The organism is Corynebacterium sp. KPL2850, assembly GCF_040225855.1.
Classification (GTDB): Bacteria; Actinomycetota; Actinomycetes; order Mycobacteriales; family Mycobacteriaceae; genus Corynebacterium.
Genome location: NZ_JBEHFV010000001.1, coordinates 55,929 through 78,474, shown reverse-complemented (window position 1 = coordinate 78,474; position 22,546 = coordinate 55,929). Strand labels below are relative to the sequence as shown.

The following is a 22,546-nucleotide window of genomic DNA, read 5'->3' as shown; positions in this document are numbered from 1 at the left end:
GTCGTGTGCGCGGTCGGAGGGGAAATTCTCCCCACCGCGACCTCAGGCAACGGCCCACCCTGCGGTGCTGGTAGGCCGCTGAAATGAGAGGTTAGAAGCCGGCCTTCTTCAGGGCAGCGGCCATGGTCCCCTTGGCTGCCGGGCGCCCGCGGGAGCCTCCGCGATCGGAGTTGCGGCCGCCCTTCTTCCCCGCTTCGCGCGAGGGCTTTTGACCGCCGCGCTTGCCGGATCCGCGCTGCGAATCGCCGCCGCGACGCTTCGGCGCGGGCTGGCCTGGCTCATCATCCAACCGCAGCGACAGTCCAATGCGCTGGCGATCGACGTCGACCTCCATCACCTTGACCTTGACCACCTGGCCAGAGCGCACCACCTCGTGGGGATCAGAAACAAATTGATGGCTCATGGCAGAGACATGAACAAGGCCATCTTGGTGCACTCCGACATCGACAAACGCGCCAAAAGCCGCCACATTGGTGACCGTGCCCTCCAAAACCATGCCTGGAGTAAGGTCAGAGACCTTATGCACGCCTTCCTTAAAGGTAGCGGTCTTAAACTCAGGGCGCGGATCGCGGCCGGGCTTATCCAACTCGGCGATAATATCGCTCACGGTAGGAATACCGAAGGTCTCGTCGGCAAAATCGGCGGGATCCAGCTTGTCCAGTACCCGGGTATTGCCAATGAGCTCGCCGATGCCCAGCCCCGTCTGCTCCGCTATCCGCGTCACGATGGGATAGGCCTCCGGGTGAACTGCGGACGCATCGAGCGGGTCCGCTCCCCCATTAATGCGCAGGAAGCCCGCAGACTGTTCAAAGGCCTTCGGCCCCAAGCGCGGCACCTTCTTCAGCTCCTTGCGGGTAGCAAAAGAACCGTTGTCATTGCGGTAGGCCACGATATTGGCGGCAATGGTGGGATTAACACCCGCCACGCGCTCCAACAGCGGCGCCGAGGCCGTATTGAGATCAACGCCGACGCCATTGACGGCGCTTTCCACCACGCCATCCAGCGTGCGCGCCAGCGACGTCTGGTTCACATCGTGCTGATACTGGCCCACACCGATGGCCTTAGGATCGATTTTCACCAGCTCTGCCAGCGGATCCTGCAGGCGTCGGGCAATGGAGACCGCGCCGCGCAGCGAGACGTCCATATCGGGAAATTCCTCCGCCGCCAGTTGCGAAGCAGAGTAGACCGATGCACCGGATTCGGAGACCACGACGGGCGTCGGCCGCTGGCCGCCAGCTTGTTTGAGCAAGTCAGCAATCTCGTGCGCGAGCTTTTCTGTTTCCCTGGAGGCAGTGCCATTGCCGATGGCCATGAGGTCAACCGAGTGCCGCGCGCACAGCGTGGACAGGGTCTGTACCGCCTGCGACCACTGGTTTTGCGGCTGGTGAGGATAGACGATGGTGGTATCGAGTACCTTGCCTGTTTTATCCACCACGGCGCATTTGGTGCCGTTGCGGTAGCCCGGATCGAGGCCGATGGTGGCGCGCTGGCCCGCTGGTGCGGCAAGCAGCACATCGCGCAGGTTCGTGGCAAAGACCTTAAGCGCGCCTTCTTCTGCTACCTCTTTCAGGCGCATGCGCACATCCAGGCTGGAGGAAACATACAACTTGGTGCGCCATCCCCAGTGCACGGCATTATCCAGCCACGCGGAGCTGCGATCTAGCTCGAACCGATCCGCAATCAGGTCCTCGTAGTCGGCATCGTCACCCGCATCGAGGTGCAACTGCAGCACTCCCTCGTTCTCCCCGCGCAGGAGCGCCAAAATGCGGTGGGAAGGAAGCGAAGAAAAAGGCTCGTTGAAGTCGAAGTAATCCTTGAACTTCGCGCCCTCGGCTTCCTTTCCTTCCACCACCTGCGCTTGCATGGCACCCTGGTTAAACATGCGCTCGCGCACGCCACCGACCAAGTCCGCATCGAGCGCGAACCGATCGATGAGAATGGAGCGCGCACCCTCCAGTGCCTTCTTGGTATCCGCGAAACCTTCCGTGAGATAACCTTGCGCCAGTTCCTCCGGCTGGGCTTTCGGCTGCGCAATCAATGTGTCGGTCAGCTCTTCCAAGCCGGCTTCCCGCGCGATATCCGCCTTTGTCTTGCGCCGCTTCTTATACGGCAGATACAAATCCTCAAGCCGCGCTTTGGTATCGCAGGCGAGGATCTGGCTACGCAGGTCATCGCTAAGCTTGCCCTGCTCTTCAATGGCGGCAAGGATCGTCTCTTTACGCTCTTCCAGCTCGCGCAGGTAGGTGGCCCGTTCTTCGATGGTGCGCAGTTGCGCGTCATCCAAACCACCCGTGACCTCCTTGCGATAGCGCGCAATGAAAGGCACCGTATTTCCCTCCGCCAGAAGCCTTAGCGCCGTCGAAACCTGGGTTTCTTGAGCGCCAATCTCCGCCGCGATGGTGGCCGCAATATTCACGTAGATTCCTCACACTTCTATTTCAAAGCTTGGTATGGGACCCACCCAATTTACCGCATGCGTTTTCCGCCGCCCCAGACGGCCAGTGCGGGACACATAAAAATCCTCTTCTTCCCGCACGCTGAAAGCAGGAAGAAGAGGAATGAAACACGCCCCAATTTAGTGGATGACTACCCGGGCCCTATCACCGCCGGTGCAGCTTACCCGCGAGGAGCTGCCGGAGCAGTACATCGTATAGGTACCACCGGTAGTCGGTGAATAAACGCTCAAGGTGGCATTCGTTCCGCCACCGGCCACCCAATTATTCATGAAAGCGTTGTAGACGTTTTTAGCAAAAGGTGCTGACGTTGGGCCCGTAGGGTAATAGCTCGTGTAGTCGCCCCACGAGTGCCCATTGCCATTACTTTCGGGTGCCTGTGCCGGGGCAGGCGCGGGTGCCTGCTCGGTCTTGGTCACGGTAGCTTCACTATCTGACGACTTCTCGTCGTCCTTGTCATCAGCCTTTGAGGAATCAGCCTTTTGCTGGAATTGGGTTTCCTGCGCGGTAGTGCTGGAATTATCCTTATTTCCGGTCACGAAAAAGACGGTCGCAGCGGCAATAGCAAGGAGTGCCACAACTCCCAAAATGATCGCCGCAATCATGGCGCCATTCCCGCCGCGGCTCTGATCAGGCTGAGAATACCCAGGGTACTGGCCATATTGTGGCTGTTGGTTATATCCGCCAAAATCATTTCCATTGGGAGAAGTCATGCGAGAAATCCTTGGAGAGCAAGTAAAACTGCGAGTGTGTGCTGCCCTTACAGTAGCACTACCCAGCACTAATACAAGTATTTCAGGAAATTTTCCTTAATTTTCTTCACTGGTATCTGCGCGCCATACCGGCTCAACCGACCACGCAAATTCGGTATGCCCAATTTCTGAACTTCCCAACCACACCGCTGTGGGTGGCAGGCACTCAGCCACCATGGGTGCGACGGAAGGCAGGGGCGCGGCAGTATCGCCATTGACGATGACCCGCCACAACGGCGTCCCTTCCGCCGCGGTTCCATTGCTGAGTTCATATTCCTGGGCCAACGGGCTATCTGCCGGCGGCGACGGAGCAACCACTGTGGCAAAAATATTTACCGGCATAAAACCTGCATCGCGCAATTTCTCTGGCATGCCTGCCTGGCTTTCTTCCCATTCTTCCCGGGGCATCAGCACAGAAAGATCCACACTCACCTGCATTACTGTGCCTTGCCTTCAGATTCACGCTCGCGCAATTGCGCTAAATAAGCCTTATCCGCCTTGCTCAATTCCACTTGGTCCAATAACTCTGGGCGGCGCTGCCACGTTCGCTCCAACGCTTGTTCTCGGCGCCACCGGTCTACCAGCCCATGATTTCCAGAGATCAATACCTCCGGCACCGCAAGCCCGCGCCACTCGCGCGGTTTGGTATAACTCGGCCCCTCCAATAGGCCATCAGAAAAGGAATCCTCTTCATGCGAGCGCTTATTGCCCAATACCCCGGGGATGAGGCGGACTACGGCTTCTGCTATCACCAATACGGCAACCTCCCCGCCAATGAGCACATAGTCCCCGATGGATACTTCCCGAACGCGGTAGCGCTTCTTCGCATCTTCCACCACGCGCTGGTCGATGCCCTCGTAACGCCCACAGGCAAAAACAATATGTTCCTCGGTGGACCATGCCCGCGCATCCGCTTGGGTAAACGGCGCCCCAGCCGGGGTGGGAACGAGAAGCAGCGGAAGATCGCCATCTTCACTGTCGCTCCCTCGATCATCGTGCGCCGCATCGGCGCCATACGCCCGAGCTTCGACGCCCTCTAATTCATCATGGCGAGGGCGGTTGAGGTGCGGCAGGGAGGAATCAAGGGTGGGGGCGGTGGTCCCGAGTGCGACATCGTCAAGCGCAGGCCCCCATACCTCGGGTTTCATGACCATGCCTGGGCCGCCGCCAAAAGGCGAGTCATCGACCGATTTATGCGCATCCGTGGCCCACTGACGCAGATCGTGCACGCCCACCTCGAGGCGGCCCTGCTCGATGGCCTTGCCTAAAAGGGCATGGCGCAACGGCTGCAGGTATTCCGGAAAGATGGTCACCACATCGAGCCTCATAGATCCAACAGCCCTTCTGGGGGTTGGATGGTGCACGAGCCGGCTTCCAAGTCCACTTCGGGGACGATGGCATGAACAAAGGGCACCAGGGCGGTGCTGCCCGAAGACAACTCAACCTCCAGGAGGTCTTGGCTAGGACCGTGTACGACGGAAGCCACAGCGCCGATATCTTCTCCATCGTGGATTACGCGCAGGCCTTCAAGCTCGTGGTCATAAAAGCCCTCGCCATCATCCTCTAATGGGGCAGCGAAAAATTGTGTGCCACGCAGGCTTTCCGCCTGGGTGCGATCGGCAATTTCCTTGCACGTCACCAAAAGCCTGCCCTTGTGGCTGCGCACCGCAGAGATGGTCAATTCGTGTTCCTTGCGGCCCTGCCTTCCCTGCAGTTTTTCTCCCACCGCAAAGCGCACCTCGGGCTCATCGGTGGTGGGCTCTACCACCACTTCTCCCTTGATCCCATGCGACTTAATGACGCGCCCAATCATCAATTCCATGGCGCAGAGTTTACCGCATACACCCAGTTGCTCTTATTTCCTGCCACACTCCCCACAACCTCGCTCTTAGGCATTACGCTTGAAGCATGAACGACTCTCCCCACCCGTCTTCCGATCCACGCAGTGCACATCAGGAGGCACCGCACTCACCTTTGATCGACCTGGATCTGGTGGCTTTGGCACCTCCCACCGATCCTGAACGCGAGCGCCCTGGGGTCAAGCGAGTCTTGAACGGAGAGCGCGCAAACCTCATCCTTTTCAGTTTCTCCCCCGGTCAAACCTTGCCGGATCACAAAGCCGCCCACCCGATAACCGTGCAGGCGATACGCGGAGAAGTAAATTTCACCTGCGGGGAGAAGACGGTCACACTAGCCCCAGGTAACATTGTGCACTTACCGGCCTATATAGTGCATAGCGTTGCCGCACCCCTACCGGATGTGAACTCGGACTCACCCACAGAGCAGCCGGACAGGCAACCTGCACTAATGCTTTTAACGATGCTTACAGGCTAATTGGAATTCACACACCGTTAGGACAGATTTTGGATACAACGCAGTCTCATAACAAGCCCTATCACCACGGAAACCTCCACGACGAGCTGCTACGGATCGCCGTGCAATTAGGCAAGGAAAAAGGCCCAGAGGCTATTACCATCCGCGCCATCACCCGCGCGGCAGGAGTGTCCCCTACCTCGGCCTACCGGCACTTTAAGGATCAGGAGGAACTGCACGATAAGGTAGCCGAGCTAGCTACCGATGAGCTCGTGCGCCGCCTTCACCGCACCACCGATGAAGTTGGCGACCTCGCCTTCCCCGTCCACCTCGTGCAGATCGGGTATGCCTACCTCGATTTTGCCCTAGATGAAACGAATTTCTTCCGTTGTATGCTGGAATGGAAGGCACTGCGCTTTATGCTCGGCGTGGACCCCTCGACTCCCGATGATCCAAAAAGCGAACACCTGAATCTGATTCAGCGCTACTTCGATCTCTTGGTCCGCCATGCCCAGGCCCTAGGCCAAACGCCTGATAAAGAATATTTCCTACACAATAGCTTGCTGTCGTGGTCCGCCGTCCACGGGTTTACCGTGCTTGCCATTGACGGGCCCCTGTCAAAACTGCCGCGTGAGGAAATCTATAAGCTGTTCAAACCCGTCGTCGCAGGCAGCTTGCGAGGGATGGATTTTAAAGATCCGGGCGATGTATACGCCAATTACCCCGAATTGCGGCCACGCAGTGAATAGCGCTAGCCACTAGCCTTGGTGATGGACGCGCGCTGGCCGAGCGCGCAAAATCCCCCACTCGTTATCGCGCATAAATGCAACGATATCGGGTGGGGGATGAAGTTTATGCACAGCGGCCCTAATTAGTGAAGGGCGCTAGAGAACGAGCAGATTACTCTGCGGACTCCTCAGCATCTTCTGCATCAGCGTCTGCCTCGCCGGCAGCAGCAGCGGCAGCCTCAGCTGCAGCAGCCTCTTCAGCTTCTTTCTTCTTCTTAGCTTCTTCCTTGGCCTTCTTCTTCTCGGTGATGGCCTCGATGGTTGGGCCGTTATTAGCCTCAGACAATGCCTCGTTGAAGATGTCCAGCTTGGACTTCTTCTCTTCGGCAACCTTCAAGGTGCCTTCTGCGCCCGGCAGGCCCTTGTGCTTCTGCCAGTCACCGGTGACCTTCAGTAGTGCCAAGACAGGCTCGGTAGGCTGTGCGCCAACGGACAGCCAGTGCTGTGCGCGCTCGGAGTCGATCTTGATGAGGGAAGGCTCTTCCTTCGGGTGGTAGATGCCAATGTTCTCGATGACCTTGCCGCTGCGGCGGGTACGAGCATCAGCGATAACTACGCGGTATTCAGCGGCGCGGATCTTACCTACGCGCTGCAGTTTAATTTTGACAGCCATGATGGCTCCTTTTCTAGTCACTGGGCAGTTCAGACACGCGCTGTTTAGCACGCCGGTTCAACCCTTGGATTTTATCTGCGCGTGACGTACCGGCCGACCGTAGACGGGAACGGTGTTACGCAGAATGAAACGTCTCATTATCATCAGCAGTTCGCACTACTGCGATAACCCGAACCATTTTAGCGTGTGCAGGCAGTATTTTAAAATCTCCGCGTCTCCCGCGTTTTACCTTGCCCCGTTATGCCTTCGAGACCTTTAAAGAGTACCCTTATTAGCCGAATGTAAACCTTTGCCACAGAAGGCTTTGAAATACGCCGCGTTTGTTTCCCGTGAACAAGCGCACGAAATGACGTTTTATGACAAATGATTCTCCACGCAACTTTCGATACCGCTATGACCTCGATGGTCTGCGCGGTATCGCAATTGGCCTCGTAGTTATCTACCACGTCTTTGTCGGTCGCGTATCTGGCGGCGTGGATGTCTTCTTACTGCTTTCCGGTTACTTCTTCCTAGGCTCACAGCTGCGCTATGCCGGCAAGCCCAACGCCTCCTTGAACCCATGGTGGCCAATCTGGCGCACGTTGCGCCGCTTGGTACCAAGCCTCGTCCTAGTCATCGGTGTGACGTATATATTGGTGCGCCTTTGCACGCCGCAGCTCATGCGCACTGAATTTACCCAGCAAATTACGGCAACCATGCTGTACTACCAGAACTGGGAACTGGCGCGCCAAAACGCTGACTACACTGCGGCCGCCGCCGATACTTCCCCGCTGCAGCATATGTGGTCAATGTCCGTGCAGGGCCAGTTCTACCTGATGGGCATTGCCTTTGCCCTCATCCTGGCCGCGATTATGAAATGGCGTCCGCAGCAATCTTCGCTGCGGACCAGCCGCTTCCCCACGGTCAACCAAATCGCCGGCCCCATTCTCATCGTGGTGACCATCGTGTCCTTTGCCTATGCCTCGCGCCATGGGCTGCACGGAACGCCAGAAAACTACTACTCCACGTGGTCGCGTGCCTGGGAGTTGACCCTCGGTGCGGTTCTAGCCATCTACGGTTCCGCATGGAAAATCCCTGCACGTTTTTATGACCTGTTTACCGGCCTTGGCCTTTTCATGCTGGTCTTTACCGGCGCCATCATCGCAGAGACCACCGCCTACCCAGGACCGCTCTCGCTTTTGCCTTTGGGCGGTGCCGTGCTCATCATTTTGGGCGGTGGCGGCAAGATATCCAAGGCCATGGCCTCTAAGAAGGCGCGCTGGCTAGGCGATGTCGCCTATCCGCTGTACCTTTGGCACTGGCCGCTGCTTATTCTGTCCACCTCGTACTTGGGTCAGCAGACCCCGTCGTGGTGGCTGGGCATCATTATTATTGCCATCTCCCTGCTGCTTGCAGATATCACGCATCGCTTCATCGAACGCCCCCTGCGCCAGCACCGCAAGCGACCCTTGGCAGAGGACCTTCCGGCCCACAAGGCGGTCTCTAGTCTGTCCACCCGTGCCGGTGCCGGTCGAGCCATCGGCGGTGTCGTAGTGGCCAGCTGCGTCGCGGCGCTGCTTCTCATTCAGCCGCTGTGGCTGCGCACCATTAATAATGCTGACGCGGAAATGCTCAATCCCCAGCAATATCCCGGAGCCACGACATTCATTAATGACATCACCCCGCCGGACGGAGTAGAAATCAAACCAGATCCCATCGTAGCCGGGGGCATTGAGCCGCCGGTTGCTGCAAACTGGTGCTTCGTGCCCGATACTCAGCCCGCTGATTTCTTCTTTGAGACGCGCAGGGACGGCAAGACCCCTTGCATTTTCGGCGATACTACCGCGGAAAAAGAAGTCTATCTGGTGGGAGGATCCCACGCAGAACAATATTCTTCTGCCCTCGACCGCCTCGGCCGAGAGATGGGTTTCAAGCTGGTTCCCCTCTTGCGCCAAGGTTGCCCCATCGAGCTTGGCGATGACGTCACGGTCAGCCCCGAATGCGCCGAGTGGGGTGAACTGGTCATGGACCGCATCGCCGAAGCCCAGCCAGAGTTGGTTATCTCCAATACCACCCGCCCGCAAAACGAATTCGGGCATGGGCCCGATGCGGTCCCCGCCGGCTACCAAGCCTTCTGGGAAGAACTATCCAAGCGCGATATCCCCTTCCTGGGTTTCCGCGATAACCCGTGGGGATTCGATGAGGACGGGGAGCCGCGCGAATTCGATGAGTGCTACGTTGCCACTGAAGACGCTGTGGGCTGCGGCATGCGGTTTGAGGAGGTTTACCAACCTTACGATCCAGGTGCCGTTGTTCTATCGCAGTACGAAAACATGCTGTCCCTCGATACCGCGCCGTGGTTCTGCGATGCTAATGGCGATTGCCCGGTCATCATCGGAAACACCATGGTCTACCGCGATATGCACCACATCACCAATGCCTTTGCGGATTCCGCGATGCCGATGATCCGAGAAGCCCTCACGCCCTTCTTGAATGGCGAAAAGGTCCAACAAGAGGCGCCAGAAATCTCCCCTGAAGAGGCGGAGGCAGCACTAGAGGAATCGCCAGCTGCCCCCACCACCGGTGGCGCGCGGCGCGCCACCCCAGTGCCGTACCCCAATACCTTGGAAAACGATCCGGTGTAAACGCTCCCCGCGACGGCACGCACAAAGGTGGCCCATTACCTGTAAGCAATGGGCCACCTTTTATTTATGTCTCTGCGCGGCTACTTCTTGCCCTTGCCAAAGTTGAGGTTATCGAGGTCGATATTCTCCATGCCTTTGGGCATCTTGGGCATGCCGGGGATCTTTCCACCGCCGAGGCCGCCTGCACCGCCGCCTCCCATCTGCTGTTGCAGCTGCTGTAGCTCTTCCATCGACGGCATACCGCCGCCCATTCCTGGCATTCCGCCTGGCATCTTGGGCCCGCGGTTGCCGCCGCCACCCTTACCCTTCTTGCGCTTGCCGTTTTTGCCCTTGCGGCCTTTTGGCTTTTTCTTGGTGGCAGAACGTCCGCCACCGCCCATGCCAAATTGGCCGGCCATCTTGGACATCATCTTCTTGGCCTGATTGAAGCGCTCAATGAGCTGGTTGACCTCGGAAACGCTCACACCGGAACCATTGGCGATGCGCTTGCGGCGTGACGCGTTCAAAATCTTCGGGCTCTCGCGCTCTTCTGGGGTCATACCGCGGATGATGGCCTGGATGCGATCCAGCTGCTTTTCATCCACCATGGCGGCCATTTCATTCATCTGCTTGCCGCCAGGCATCATCTTCAGCAGGTTGCCAATCGGACCCATCTTGCGGATCATCAGCATCTGGTCCAAGAAGTCATTCAGCGTGAGCTCGCCAGAGCCCAGCTTGGAGGCTGCTTCTTCGGCCTTCTGGTGATCCAGGGTGGCTTCTGCCTGCTCAATGAGGGAGAGCAGGTCACCCATGCCCAGGATGCGGCTAGACATACGCTCTGGGTGGAAGACATCGAAATCATCGAGTTTCTCACCAGTAGAGGCATACAAAATCGGCTTGCCGGTCACCTCACGAATGGATAGCGCTGCACCACCGCGGGCGTCGCCATCCAGCTTCGTGAGAACCACGCCGGTAAAGTCCACGCCATCGCGGAAGGCCTCCGCCGTTTGCACGGCGTCTTGACCAATCATGGAGTCGATGACGAACAGGACTTCATCCGGGTTTACGGCATCGCGAATATTGCGCGCCTGCGTCATCAGGGTTTCATCAATGCCCAGGCGGCCGGCGGTATCGATGATGACCACATCGTGCTGCTTCTGCTTCGCCTCAGCAATACCGCGCTTGGCGACGTCCACCGGGTCCCCGTGCGAGGTGCCCATCTCGTGGTCATTGGAGTCCAGGGAGGTACCTGGGTCTGGAGCGAAGGTCGGAACTTCCGCGCGCTCGCCGACGATCTGCAGCTGCTGCACCGCTCCTGGGCGCTGCAAGTCACAGGCCACAAGCATGGGGGTGTGCCCCTGCTTCGTGAGGTGCTTGGCCAATTTACCCGCCAGGGTGGTTTTACCAGCACCCTGCAGGCCGGCCAGCATGATCACGGTCGGTGGGTTCTTAGCCAGGTTCAACCGGCGGGTTTCGCCGCCTAGGATCTCAATGAGCTCCTCATTGACGATCTTGACAACTTGTTGGGCGGGGTTGAGTGCCTCGGATACTTCCGCGCCGCGGGCGCGTTCCTTGATGCGCTTGATAAACCCGCGCACCACCGTCAGAGAAACGTCAGCTTCCAGCAATGCCAAACGAATCTCACGAGTCGTGGCGTTGATATCCGCCTCAGTTAATTTGCCCTTGCCGCGCAGGCCCGCCAGGGCTGACTGTAGGCGGTCTGATAGTGAGTCAAACACTACGGATGCGCTCCCTTAAATTAGATCGATCTAAAGTTCAATTATTCAATCTTAGTCCCTAGCCAGGGCCCTGGTCACATTCCCCACCACCTGGGCGCGCGAAACCGAAGCGCCAAAGAACACATGCACAATCATCGTGGCACCCAGGATCTCATGGCGCAGCCACATAAACTCCGGCAATGCCTCCACCAGATAGCCCAACGCGCCTATTCTCTCCACGGTGCGAATCTCCAAAATGCCGCCCACGTTAAAGGCCGCCGTCGTGGGCTCACCTGCGATATCGGGAAGCTCGGTGTACGTGCGCGAATTATAAGACTGGATAAACCTATCCGGTTCCGCAGCCTCTCTAAGTGTCTTTTGCACGGTGCGGATGACAAACTCCGCCTGATAACCGCTAGCATCACCGCGCACGAAATTGGCCCGCACAATGGTCCACCCCAGGGCAGAAATCAGCGCAAAAATGCGCTTAAACTCTGCTTTATTGGCACCAGACCAGGTCACGGTGACCACTTCCTCCTGCCAATCAACCGCAAGCCCTACCCCATGCTCGTCCTGCGGAACCCGGACTAAGGGGCGGGTCACTATGCGCGGCTTATTTGCCTCCAAGGCCCGGGCGACGATAAGGGCCTGTGCTTGTGCGGTGCGAGCGGACCACACCCCAGGGCCCGTCGATAAGGCATCCGCCTTGGATAAGGTGGCAAGCAACGAAATGGTCAATTGGTCATAATGACACGCATTTAATAGGGCATCGCGCGCGGCATCCGAACTCGGATCCATCGTCGCCGCCAATCGCGCCAGGGTCGTATGCTCTGCCACCACGGTTTGTACGCGGGAAATATCAGCAAGATTAAACCGCATGCGGGCGGCCTGCCGCGCCACCAACTCTGCCCCTACTTGCTCGTGCGGACGGTCATGCCCCTTGCCCAAATCGTGATACAACGCGGCCAAGAGGAGAAGGTCCGGGCGGGCCACCGAGGTTCGTACCTCGGCGCAGCGCGTCACGGTGGCAACCAAGTGGTAGTCCACGGAATGCATGTGGCTGCGTTCCCTAGGAAGTAATCCGCGCACATGACCCCATTCGGGGACCAAGCGCTCCCACAGCCCATAGCGATCCAACTCGGCAATCACCCGTGGGGTATGAGATGGCGAAGACAAAATGGCGAAAAAGTCATCCACGGCCGCCCTCGGCCACCGCTCCGGCGGGGGCGGTAACTCCTGCAGCGCCCTCCATGTCATCGCAGAAACGGAATAACCCGTCCGCGCTGCGGCCGCCGCAACTCGGGTCAACAGCCATGGATCCCCACGATTGGGTGTGCGGGCTAGGGAGATCACGGCGCCATCGGCCACGACATCCACGTCAAGGGGCCTGCGCACACGGTCGCGCCCCTGCGCCGGACCAGCGCCCCGGCTACCCAAAACGCCGCGGGCAGTGGCCAAGCTACGCTCTACCGCTTCATCGACAGCAGAAGCCGCAGTAACCAATGCCGCCGTGAGCTCGTAGCGGCTGCTGAAGCCCAATTCATCAGCGACATCTGCGGCAAAGTCCGGATCCAAAATATCGCGGTGCCGGCGAGCCTTGACGTGCAGCAGGGTCCGTGCATCGAGTAACAACCGCCGCTCTTCTTCCAGCGCAGGAAGATCGCACAGATTTCCTAGGGCTAAAGCGCGCAGGAGCTGAATATCGCGCAATCCCCCGCGCCCGTTTTTTAAGTCCGGGTTAGTCATGGTGGCAACGGCGCCAGAACGGTTCCACCGTGCGATGGCGGTATCGACGAAGCGGTCAAACCCCCGCTGCAGCTGTCGACGCCACGCGTGTAGGAGGCGTTGACGGGCGTCATCGACAAGCGGCTTCTCGCCGGCGATATACGTCAGATCCAATTGTGCGAAGCCAGCCGAGGTGTCCTGCAAGGCTATTTCGGCGCACTCCTGCGGGGTACGCAGGGCGAAATCCAGCCGATACTTGGCATCCCACACCGGATACCATAAGTCCTCTACCAAGCGGGGATCTGGCTCGTAATCCTCCGGAAAGATCAAGATGACATCAATATCGGAATAGGGAGTCATCTCCTGCCTGGCTAAAGAGCCAGTTGCAGCTAGCGCCGTGTGCGGCGGCAGATCTAAATCCTGAAGCAGGCGCACCGCCGCGTCATAAGCCTCGCTGCGAAGAGCGGATGCTGCCACCATTTTTGCTTAAAGGGCGGTCTCGCCGCGCTCCCCGGTGCGGATACGGATGACGTCTTCTACCGGGGTAATCCAAATCTTGCCATCGCCAATCTTGCCGGTATAAGCGGCATCCACGATGGCGTCAATGAGCTCTTCCACCTGGTCATCAGCGGTCAAAACTTCTAGTTTCACCTTGGGTACAAAGTCCGTCGCGTATTCGGCGCCGCGGTAGACCTCGCTGTGCCCACTCTGTTGCCCAAAGCCCTGGCTTTCGGTCACTGTAAGGCCGTGTACATCCTGCTGTTTTAATGCCTCCCGGATATCCGGCAGAGTAAACGGCTTAACGATGGCGGTAATTAGTTTCATTTAATCCTCCTGAAGAAAAGTATAAGTCGGCGGCCAGGCGCGGCGCGGATATGCTGCGTTCTAGTCTAACCCCGCACAACTTCCGAATGTGCCCGAATTACAGTTGCAGCCGGTAAATTAAGGCTGGATCCGCTGCTGTACGCACCGCATCTGCCCAAAAGAAACGCGGGCCGTACATCCTCCATGGAGAAAGTACGAACCCGCGCTGCACACTAGGGAAGGATAACCCTAGATTTCGTCTTCATCAGCGTAGACGGTCTGAATTTTCTCATTATTGTGTTTGGCGTGTTTAACGTCAGTAACCGCAACACCGTAGATGGAACGCCCCAGGTAGAACGAACCCACCGAGCCGATAATCCAGACACCAAAGCACGCGATGAGGCCCTTGATAAGGAGGCCTAGTGAAAAGCCATCCTGCCCAAAATCCACCACTAGCTTGGCGAGGATGATAAGCGGCACCGCCAGCCCCACGGTCGGGCCCATCAGGTTGGCACGGGTCAAGGCATCCGGTGCGCGCCACAAGGAAACCACCGTTGCCACCACAAGGATGGTCGCCACAATGAGCAGAACCGAAGCAATAATCTCGTAAACAGCCATGGCTTATCGCCGCCCTTTCGAAATGATGCGGGCCATAGACAAGGTCGGCAAAATACCGGCCGCGATGGCGCCAATTAGGGCAATGTCATAGGCCAATGGGGCGTTGTTAATCATTGACCATCCGAGGTACATGCAGATCATGCCATAAAAGACGATATCTGACATCACCGCGCGGGTGAGCTCATCGCGGGTGCGCAGTGCCAATAGCACCCCGCACCAGGCGGCCCCGCCCATAATGAACACGCACACCAGTACAACCCAACCGAATGGGGACAATGTTGCAAAATCAATCATCGGTCGGTCTCCTTCCTGCGTTGAATTTTCCGGGCGAGGTGCTTGGGCTTTTCGACGTCCGCCTGCCTCTCCGAAAGCGGAGTGTCCTCCGCCCGCGCGAGATCCGGTGAGCGCATATAGCGGCCGAGCGTATCCAAGGGGAATTCGTAGAAAGCCTCATCGAGTTCCGTCGTATCCCCTTGCCCAGGCACGCCATAGTCGATGCTCTTGACGCGCGGGGCCAAGTGCTCTTCCATATCGGCTAAGTCAGCCACAATCGCCGCAGGATCGGAACCCTGGACCGCTTGTACTAGCACGATGCGGGGCAAGCCCTTCCGCGGTGGTTCGCGGAGCCCCAAGGACAGCGTGCCAGGGGTAGCGGTGATGGACGAGGTGAACCAGAAGATCTCCCAGGCGCTGGTAACGCGCAGTGGATACCGGATGATGACCGGGTGGTATTCGTTATCGGGCTTAAATGCTGACATCGCCAGGGTAAACCCAGCAATGAAAATTTCTTTGATGAGCCAGAGTGCATAAGCTACGGCATGCATTTATCGGCCCTCCTGAATGTCATCGATATTAGGTAGTGCGGCTGAGTCATCGCCCAAGATGGTGTCAGTATAAGCCGTCGTGTCCAGCAGTTGGTCGGCTGCGGTTTCCACCGCATCAATAACCACGCCGGAGAAAATGAACATGCCCAGCGAGACCAAGATGAGCGCTGCAGAAGGCGCCATCAATTTCTTGCGGATGATGAGCTCATCGGGAACCTTGTCCGAGGGTAAGTCCTGTCCCCAGAAGGCCTCGCGCCAGACGCGCAACATCGCCAAGAATGCTGCGAAGGAAGCGATGATGATCATGGCAATCGCAATCCAGGCCCAAGCGCCACCGTTGCGGGCGACCTCGAAGACAATCATGAGCTTGCCCCACATGCCGGAGAATGGCGGGAAGCCCACAACGGAGAAAGCACCAGCGGCAAAAATCCAGGCGATGATGGTATCGCGGCGCGCGAGGCCCGATAGCTTGGTCAAGTCACCCGTGCCGTAGGTCTCTTCGATGGCACCGGAAGCCAGGATCAACGAGCCAACGGTCACCATGTGGTGAATCGTGTACATGATACCGGCGGCCAGCGCGCGGCTCGGATCTTCCGACGTAAAGGCCAACATCACCAGGATGAACGGCATGCCGTTGAGCATCTGGTAACCCAGCACGCGGCGAATGGTCTTTTCGGTCAGACCGCCAAACGCACCGATCATCATAGAGATCAGCATGAGGACGATGATGAGCACGTTCCACCGCTGCTCAAGATCGAAAAGCTGCACGTACAGCCGGTAGAGCATGTACACAGCAACCTTCGTGTGCAGGCCGGAGAAAAGGCCCATCACCGCAGCCGACGTTCCTGGGTAGGTACGCGGCAGCCAGGACTGCACTGGGAAGACACCGGCCTTGGCGGTAATCGCGATGAGAATAATCCCCGCGGCGACGGTCACTGGGCCATTGCCGGCGGCAGCTCCCTGCAATGCAGCCAAGTTAACCGAGCCGGTGACGGAATAGATATAACCGACACCAACCACCAGCAGCGTGGAGGCGAAAAGGTTGACGAGGACGAACGCGCGACCAGCCGCCAGGCGTGACCACGTGCCGGACATGGTGATAAGGCCGTAGGACGGCAGCAGCATGACCTCGATGAACACGAAGAAGTTAAAGAGATCAGCGGTCAGCAGCGCACCGCACACACCGGTAATAAGAATCAGGGTGAGCGAAGGATAGTAACGAGATTTCGTCTCCCCTCCCACAATGGCGAACCAGTTAGCGCCAAAGGCCACGATCATCGTGGTGATGATCATCAGTGCGGAAAAGGCATCCGCTGCAAAAGGAATACCCACATTGCCTACGTAGAGGCCCACGGTATGCGCCACTACCCCATTATTCATGGTGTAGATCAACAGCCCCAGACCAGCAAAGACACCGACTCCGGGGATGATGAGCATGATCGCATCGCGGACAGCGCGCCACGGCGCCAGCAAGGCAAAAGCCGCGGCAATGAGCGGAATTGCCGGGAAAAGCGGAAGAAGTTGGGCTACAACATCAGCCATTATTTTTCATCCTCCTTCTTCCTATTTACCCCGCGCTCAGCCACGGGAGTGTCGTGGTCGACCCGGCCAATGCGATCGAGCTCATTCGCGGATTCTTCCAAGATCGCTCGGTTCTGGGCATCGCGGCCCAGGGTAGAAAATGCGTGGTCGATGGTGTTGTCATCGACGGGTTCCACCACATCGGTGTCATCGTTTTTGCCCATTGCCGCCATGGTCAACAGGATGGTCGAGGTTGCCATGGAAATAACAACGGCCGTCAGAACGAAAGCCTGCGGTAGCGGATCGGCCATCTGGTCGTGGGGGACTTCCGAAGGAAAGGACTCCCCTCGGTAGGAATACACGCCAGTGGCCAACAAGGTCAGGTTGGCACCGTGGCCGAATGCCATCATGCCCAATACAATGCGGACCAAGCCGCGTTGTTGAATGAGGTAGACGGCGCCACCGATGAGGATGGCGATAGTTAACGCGAGAATCATTACTTCTCCCCTCCTCGGTTGGCGTTAGAACGGCGACGTTGCTTTCTCTTTGTCTTTGCCTCTTTGGGGCTAAGCAAAGCGAGCGGATCCGTCGACGGGTTGATTGGGTCTGGATACGGATCGTCCGCATCCTCAACGGCAATGCGCGGCGTCGCCGGCAGGGCCGAGTCATCATCATGGATCCATGGAAGGTAGTCCCGCTCGGTACCAGGCCTGAGGTAACCGCCCAAGGCATTGATGGCCATCGTGAGCATACCCAACACTGCCAGGTAAATACCGAGGTCGAAGATGAGGGACGTCGTCCAGTGCTGGCCAAAGGCCTCACCGTGCAAGGCGGTGAGGAAACCACCATTGCCAAAGCCGTCGTGCCAGTAGCCAATAAAGCCTGCTAACAGTGCCGTAATAATGCCAATGCCGGTCAGGTGCACTGGGGTCATGCGGCCGAAGACAATTTCATCGGAGCCACGGGAAAGGTAGGTCAGCCCGATGGCCGCACCCATGATGAGCGCAGCGGGGAATCCACCGCCGGAGGAATTGTGCCCGCGGAAGAACACGATGACGGACATGATGATGAGCAAAGGAATGACAATATTGATTCCCTTGCGCAGCGGCACGGAGTTCAGCTGCGACTGGCCGAATGGCGCTGGGCGCGTGCCCGAGCTGAACGGGAAGCGCGGCAGCGTGGTGGTAATGGCTGCGATAACGACGGCGGCCATGCCCAGCACGGACAGCTCGCCCAAGGTATCGAGTGCACGGAATTCCACGATGATGGTGGCCACGACGTTATCGCCGCCCGTGATATCCGGTGCCTTGTCGAGGTACCACAGCGCCAGATCCGAGCGTTCGTGACGGCCCATCAGGCCCCAGACGCCGAGGAAGGCCGCAATACCGGCCAATACGGCGATAACGATGGAGCCCACCTTGCGGGACTTATCCGTAACCGGTTGGAAGGTCTCCGGCAGGTAGCGCAGCACCATCATCATGACGACCACAGACAAGGCCTCCACCATGAACTGGGTGAGTGCCACGTCCGGTGCGCCCAAGAGGAACATCTGCAAGGTAACACCCGTACCCGCGATACCAATCATAACGGCGCCGGTAAGGCGGTTCTTGGTGCGCACCAGCCCGAATACGGACAACGCAATGATGCCCAAAGGCAATAGGTCCCACGGGTTGTCGAGCCCATCGACGCGCGGCTGCAGCGGTACGCCGTCGACTCCCTCGCCGAACAAGGTAGTACCGGCAAGAACAATAACCACGATGACAATCGGGAGAATATGACGGGACGGATTGTGGGAATCGGACATCTTGCCCAATACTTGGCCGAGCTTGGCGCAGCCATCTTGCAGGCTTTGCAGGAGCTCGTTGCCGCTGCGCGGCATGAAGTTGCGTCCCTCGAAAGCCGACCATATCTTCTTGCGGACAAAGATGCCCGCGATGCCGGCCACCAACACGAGGAACGAGATGATAAATGGCACGTTGATTCCATGCCATACCGCAAGGTGAGAATGCGTTTCCATGCCCACGGCGCCAACGGCATGCTCCAAAGGCTCATCGAAAATGCCCAGGACGAAGACGAGCGGCAGGGACATAAAGCCCGGCAGTGCTGCCGGAAGCCACAGGGAAACTGGGGCTTCGTGGACATCGTCCATGGACCGTGGCCCATCGAAGAATGCGCCGAAGACGATCTTTGCAGAGTAGGTGAAGGTAAAGAAGGCACCGATACCTGCCACGATGAGCAAGATCGCTTGGCCTGCGCCGCCGATTGGGGCGTCCTCGAAGGCGGTAAGCATGCCTTCCTTGGACACGAAGCCCAAAAGTGGTGGTACCGCAGCCATGGATGCAGCGCCGATGACCACAGAGCCAAACGTCCACGGCATCTTATTCCACAGCGGGCCAAGGCGGCGGATATCGCGCGAACCTGCTTCATGGTCAATGACGCCGATGAGCATGAACAGCGAGGATTTGAAGAGCGCGTGTGCCAAGGTGTGTACCAGTGCCGCACCGATAGCAAACGGGGTGCCCACACCGATGGTGGCGACGATCCAACCCAGGTGAGACACGGTGGAATAAGCGGTCAGCTTCTTCAGGTCCGTCTTTTGCACTGCGAATACCGCGGACATAACCGCCGTACCCATACCGACGACGATGAGCACCCAGTTCCATACCGCGACGTCGTAAAAGATCGTGGAGAAGCGAATGAGCAAGTAGATGCCCGCCTTGACCACGGCCGCAGCGTGTAGGAACGCCGAGACTGGCGTCGCGGCTGCCATGGCTTCTGGCAACCAGAAGTGGAATGGGAATTGAGCGGACTTGGTAAAGGCAGAAGCCGCGATTAGCACGGCAACGCTCGCGGTCACGCCCGGACGATCATCCCATACCGAGGAGGCGAGAATCTCAGAAATGGTGGTCGAGCCGGTGGTCACTGCGGCAATGCCCAATGCCGTCAACAGCGTAAGGCCACCAATAAACGTCAGGATTAGGGTGCGCTGGGAACCTGCCTCTCCCCCAGAGCCAGAGCGCGCAATGAGCATGAAAGAAGCCAAGGAGACAAGCTCCCAGGCGAGGAAGAGGACAACAACGTCATTGGCCAGAACCAGCAACAAGATGGACAGCGTGAACGCCGTCATCAGTGTATAAAAGCTCGTATTCCCCTCATTCTTAGGGAGATAGGCTGCCGAGTAGGTCAACACAACAGCGCCAATGACAAGAGCCAACATGGCGAAGAAGATGCTCAATGCATCTCCACGCAGAGCGAAACTTACGTCAACCCCCGGTGCAATAAAATCGCGTACCCAGGTGGCTTGGAAACTGAGTTCCTCCCCCGCTGCAATGGCAGAAAAATCCTTAGCAATGAGCACCGCTGCAATGAGAAAAAGGCCAGCTAATGGATAGCCCGCCTGTCGGTCCATGACCTTTACGGTCACCGGTGCCAAGATCACTGCCAATGCCGCAAGGAGGACAGCAAAAAGTAGCGTCACGAAATACTTGCCTCACGAACCTTGTCTTGGATTGGTGCGAATTTCGCACCGAATCACTAAATACAGCCCTATCAGATTACCATTGCTCACCAGCCCAATCCAGATCACAGTAATCCACGGCACCCCATGCTGGCGGGGGCATACGTGCACGGCACAGAGGCGAGAGAAAACTCCCCAGCGCCCGTGGCTTTCTCACTTTTGTCAGCAGCCGGGGTACTGGGGAGTTATCTAAGGCGGTGGAAGGAGTCCCTATTTCTCGCCTAGCAAGGCATCGACAAATCCTTCGACTTCGAATGGCGCAAGATCGTCGGCACCCTCACCCAAGCCCACAAGCTTGACTGGAACACCCAATTCTTCTTGCACCTGGAAGACGATGCCGCCCTTCGCCGTGCCATCCAGCTTGGTGAGTACGACACCGGAGATGTCAACGACCTCGCGGAAAATCCGTGCTTGTGCCAGGCCGTTTTGGCCCACGGTAGCATCGAGGACCAAGAGAACCTCATCAACCTCGGTCTTCTTTTCTACAACGCGCTTGACCTTGCCTAGCTGATCCATCAAGTCGGTCGAGGTATGCAAACGGCCGGCCGTATCAACCAAGACGACATCGACCTGCTGCTCCACACCAGTGGCCACGGCATCAAAGGCCACGGAGGCAGGGTCTGCGCCTTCCTTGCCACGCACGGTTTCGGCGCCCACGCGGCGTCCCCACGTTTCTAGCTGATCGGCTGCTGCGGCGCGGAAGGTATCTGCCGCACCCAGCAATACGCTGTGGTCCATCGATACGAGGACGCGGGCGAGCTTACCGGTGGTGGTGGTCTTACCGGTGCCGTTGACGCCCACGACCATGACGATGGCAGGCTTGCCGTCATTAGGCATCGCCCGAATGGAGCGATCCATTTCTGGGTGGCAGGCCTCGATGAGGCATTCACGCAGCATCGCACGCGCTTCTTCTTCGCTTGACACGCCACGCTCAGCGATCTTGTCACGCAGAGAATCGGTGACCTTCATCGTGGACTTGGTGCCAAGGTCCGCCATGATGAGGGTATCTTCGATTTCCTCCCAGGCGTCTTCATCCAGGTCTCCGGCGGAAAGGATTCCCATCAGTCCTTGGCCGATGGCGTTCTGGGAACGAGAGAGGCGGCCGCGCAGTCGGCCGAGACGGCCTCCCGCAGGAGCGATGTCTTCGGTGGGCTGGCCCGCCGCGGCAGGCTCGCCCTCCGGCACAGGGGTTTGTTCCTTGGCCGCTTCTGCAGCATCCGTTTGTGCATCGGCTGCAGCCGCAGCTTCTTCGGCTTCCTCGTGGTTATCGACGCGTTCCTCGATGTGGTCTGCGTCTTTATCATCTACCACCGCGTCAAAGACCGGTGATTCGTCTTCTACCTCGGCGGCCTCGACGGATACAACGTCTTCTGGGTCTTTTTCTTCATGGTCCAGCGTGCCGTGGTCGCCTGTGCTCTCTGCCGCAGGTTTCTCGGCGGCAGATGGAGCGGATTGCTCGCTGCCCTTTGCTTCGTTTTCTTCTGCTTCCTTCTCACCAGAAGCAGGCGTAGAAGCCTGTGCGGAATCCGGCTTGCCAGAGTGATCCTCTGCTTGGCCTGCAGCTTCCTTTTCCGCTTCGTTATCTGCGGCGGATTCCTTGCTGTCAGCAGAAGCGGCAGCTCCAGCGGCGCCGACTCCCCCAGTGGCGGCTGCAGCGGCAGCGGCCGTTCCGGCAGCACCCTTACCTTCGGTCTTATCCGCGGCAGGCTTGGACTTGGGTTCCGGAGTGGAAGCAGACTCGACTTTAGCCTCATCACCGGCGCCATCGGCGTCTGCAGGCTGCTTGGTTTCTGCGGGCTTCTTTGGCTGCTCACCGGCTGCAGGTTCTTGGCGCTGCGTTTCTTCCTGCTTGGCTGCCTTTTCGGGGGCAGCGTCCTTATCCTTAGCCGGTTCAGGTCGCTTGGTTGCCGGCGGCTCTTCACCGTTGAGCTGGGCATTCGCGATATCGGTGGCGGTGGGCTCCGACTGCTCCGATGGTGCCGGCTGCTGCTCCTGCTTAGCCTGCTGTGGTTGGGCCTTATGTGGCTTTTCTTGCGCTGCCTTCTCGGGTTCTTTCGAACCCGCTGGGGCAAAGTTGAAGCCAGACTTCGCCTGGTAATTGCCGGACTTTTGCTCTTGGGTTAGCTGCTTGGGCTCTTCTTCCTTGGGTTTCTCGAAAGAAACCTTCTTGGACTCACCGCGCTTTTTGCCAATTGCAATAAAGACGACAATCAGCACAATGACAACGATTGCTATGCCGATCCATAACCATAAAGAATTCATGCCTCTATAGTGCCAGCCTTTCGGGCTTGCGGCAC

General features: G+C 58.2%; 19 protein-coding genes. 3 read left to right on the top strand and 16 right to left on the bottom strand.

From position 1 onward, the window contains the following. Positions 1-91: 91 nt before the first annotated feature. The 5 genes from ABRP93_RS00365 to rimM form a co-directional block, all read right to left on the bottom strand. Positions 92-2,416 (bottom strand): Tex family protein, encoded by a 2,325-nt coding sequence (locus tag ABRP93_RS00365; RefSeq protein WP_349886444.1) that lies wholly within the window; start codon positions 2,414-2,416, stop codon positions 92-94. A gap of 159 nt (positions 2,417-2,575) precedes the next feature. After that, entirely contained in the window at positions 2,576-3,166 is a 591-nt protein-coding gene (locus ABRP93_RS00360) for a hypothetical protein (RefSeq protein WP_349886442.1), read from the bottom strand. Positions 3,167-3,262: 96 nt separating this feature from the next. Then, positions 3,263-3,643: a hypothetical protein gene (locus ABRP93_RS00355; RefSeq protein ID WP_349886441.1), complete on the bottom strand. Its 381-nt coding sequence runs from the start codon at positions 3,641-3,643 to the stop codon at positions 3,263-3,265. Next, positions 3,643-4,533 (bottom strand): tRNA (guanosine(37)-N1)-methyltransferase TrmD, encoded by an 891-nt coding sequence (trmD, locus tag ABRP93_RS00350; protein ID WP_349886439.1) that lies wholly within the window; start codon positions 4,531-4,533, stop codon positions 3,643-3,645. The genes ABRP93_RS00355 and trmD overlap by 1 nt, the downstream gene beginning before the upstream one ends. Beyond that, on the bottom strand, positions 4,530-5,027 hold the full coding sequence (gene rimM / locus ABRP93_RS00345) for a ribosome maturation factor RimM (RefSeq protein WP_023022920.1): 498 nt from the start codon (positions 5,025-5,027) through the stop codon (positions 4,530-4,532). Before rimM ends, trmD begins: the two co-directional genes overlap by 4 nt. Before the next feature lie 86 nt (positions 5,028-5,113). Here rimM and ABRP93_RS00340 point away from each other — a divergent pair, with 86 nt between their 5' ends. Then, positions 5,114-5,539, top strand: coding sequence for a cupin domain-containing protein (locus ABRP93_RS00340; RefSeq protein WP_051138367.1), 426 nt, complete (start codon positions 5,114-5,116; stop codon positions 5,537-5,539). Positions 5,540-5,568: 29 nt separating this feature from the next. After that, complete coding sequence (locus ABRP93_RS00335; protein WP_034659129.1) at positions 5,569-6,267, top strand: TetR/AcrR family transcriptional regulator; 699 nt, start codon at positions 5,569-5,571, stop codon at positions 6,265-6,267. A gap of 151 nt (positions 6,268-6,418) precedes the next feature. Here the strand turns inward: ABRP93_RS00335 and rpsP are convergent, their stop codons facing one another. Continuing rightward, entirely contained in the window at positions 6,419-6,919 is a 501-nt protein-coding gene (gene rpsP, locus ABRP93_RS00330) for a 30S ribosomal protein S16 (protein WP_023022926.1), read from the bottom strand. Between the two features lie 356 nt (positions 6,920-7,275). Between rpsP and ABRP93_RS00325 the strand changes: the two genes are divergently transcribed. Beyond that, a complete protein-coding gene (locus tag ABRP93_RS00325) occupies positions 7,276-9,543 on the top strand; it encodes an acyltransferase family protein (RefSeq protein ID WP_023022928.1) in 2,268 nt (755 codons plus the stop codon). Between the two features lie 80 nt (positions 9,544-9,623). On the opposite strand, the gene ffh is transcribed toward ABRP93_RS00325, so the two are convergent. The 10 genes from ffh to ftsY all read right to left on the bottom strand — a co-directional run bounded on the left by ffh (position 9,624) and on the right by ftsY (position 22,511). Continuing rightward, a complete protein-coding gene (gene ffh, locus ABRP93_RS00320) occupies positions 9,624-11,261 on the bottom strand; it encodes a signal recognition particle protein (RefSeq protein ID WP_023022929.1) in 1,638 nt (545 codons plus the stop codon). Between the two features lie 51 nt (positions 11,262-11,312). After that, entirely contained in the window at positions 11,313-13,445 is a 2,133-nt protein-coding gene (locus ABRP93_RS00315) for a [protein-PII] uridylyltransferase (RefSeq protein ID WP_349886435.1), read from the bottom strand. 6 nt (positions 13,446-13,451) lie between these two features. Next, positions 13,452-13,790, bottom strand: a complete 339-nt coding sequence (locus ABRP93_RS00310) for a P-II family nitrogen regulator (RefSeq protein ID WP_023022932.1) — start codon at positions 13,788-13,790, stop codon at positions 13,452-13,454. A 228-nt stretch (positions 13,791-14,018) separates the two neighbouring features. Further along, positions 14,019-14,387, bottom strand: coding sequence for a Na+/H+ antiporter subunit G (locus ABRP93_RS00305; RefSeq protein WP_005283678.1), 369 nt, complete (start codon positions 14,385-14,387; stop codon positions 14,019-14,021). Positions 14,388-14,390: 3 nt separating this feature from the next. Then, positions 14,391-14,681 carry a cation:proton antiporter gene (locus tag ABRP93_RS00300; protein ID WP_005278611.1) on the bottom strand — a complete coding sequence of 97 codons (291 nt, stop codon included), beginning with the start codon at positions 14,679-14,681 and terminating at the stop codon, positions 14,391-14,393. Then, positions 14,678-15,211 (bottom strand): monovalent cation/H+ antiporter subunit E, encoded by a 534-nt coding sequence (locus ABRP93_RS00295; protein WP_349886433.1) that lies wholly within the window; start codon positions 15,209-15,211, stop codon positions 14,678-14,680. Before ABRP93_RS00295 ends, ABRP93_RS00300 begins: the two co-directional genes overlap by 4 nt. Beyond that, on the bottom strand, positions 15,212-16,753 hold the full coding sequence (locus tag ABRP93_RS00290) for a monovalent cation/H+ antiporter subunit D family protein (protein WP_349886432.1): 1,542 nt from the start codon (positions 16,751-16,753) through the stop codon (positions 15,212-15,214). Next, positions 16,753-17,229, bottom strand: coding sequence for a sodium:proton antiporter (locus ABRP93_RS00285; protein ID WP_023022937.1), 477 nt, complete (start codon positions 17,227-17,229; stop codon positions 16,753-16,755). Before ABRP93_RS00285 ends, ABRP93_RS00290 begins: the two co-directional genes overlap by 1 nt. Beyond that, the gene (locus ABRP93_RS00280) at positions 17,229-20,210 is read right to left on the bottom strand and encodes a DUF4040 family protein (RefSeq protein WP_349886431.1); all 2,982 of its coding nucleotides are present in this window, start codon (positions 20,208-20,210) and stop codon (positions 17,229-17,231) included. The genes ABRP93_RS00285 and ABRP93_RS00280 overlap by 1 nt, the downstream gene beginning before the upstream one ends. A gap of 249 nt (positions 20,211-20,459) precedes the next feature. Further along, positions 20,460-22,511: a signal recognition particle-docking protein FtsY gene (gene ftsY / locus ABRP93_RS00275; RefSeq protein ID WP_349886430.1), complete on the bottom strand. Its 2,052-nt coding sequence runs from the start codon at positions 22,509-22,511 to the stop codon at positions 20,460-20,462. Positions 22,512-22,546 lie beyond the last annotated feature (35 nt).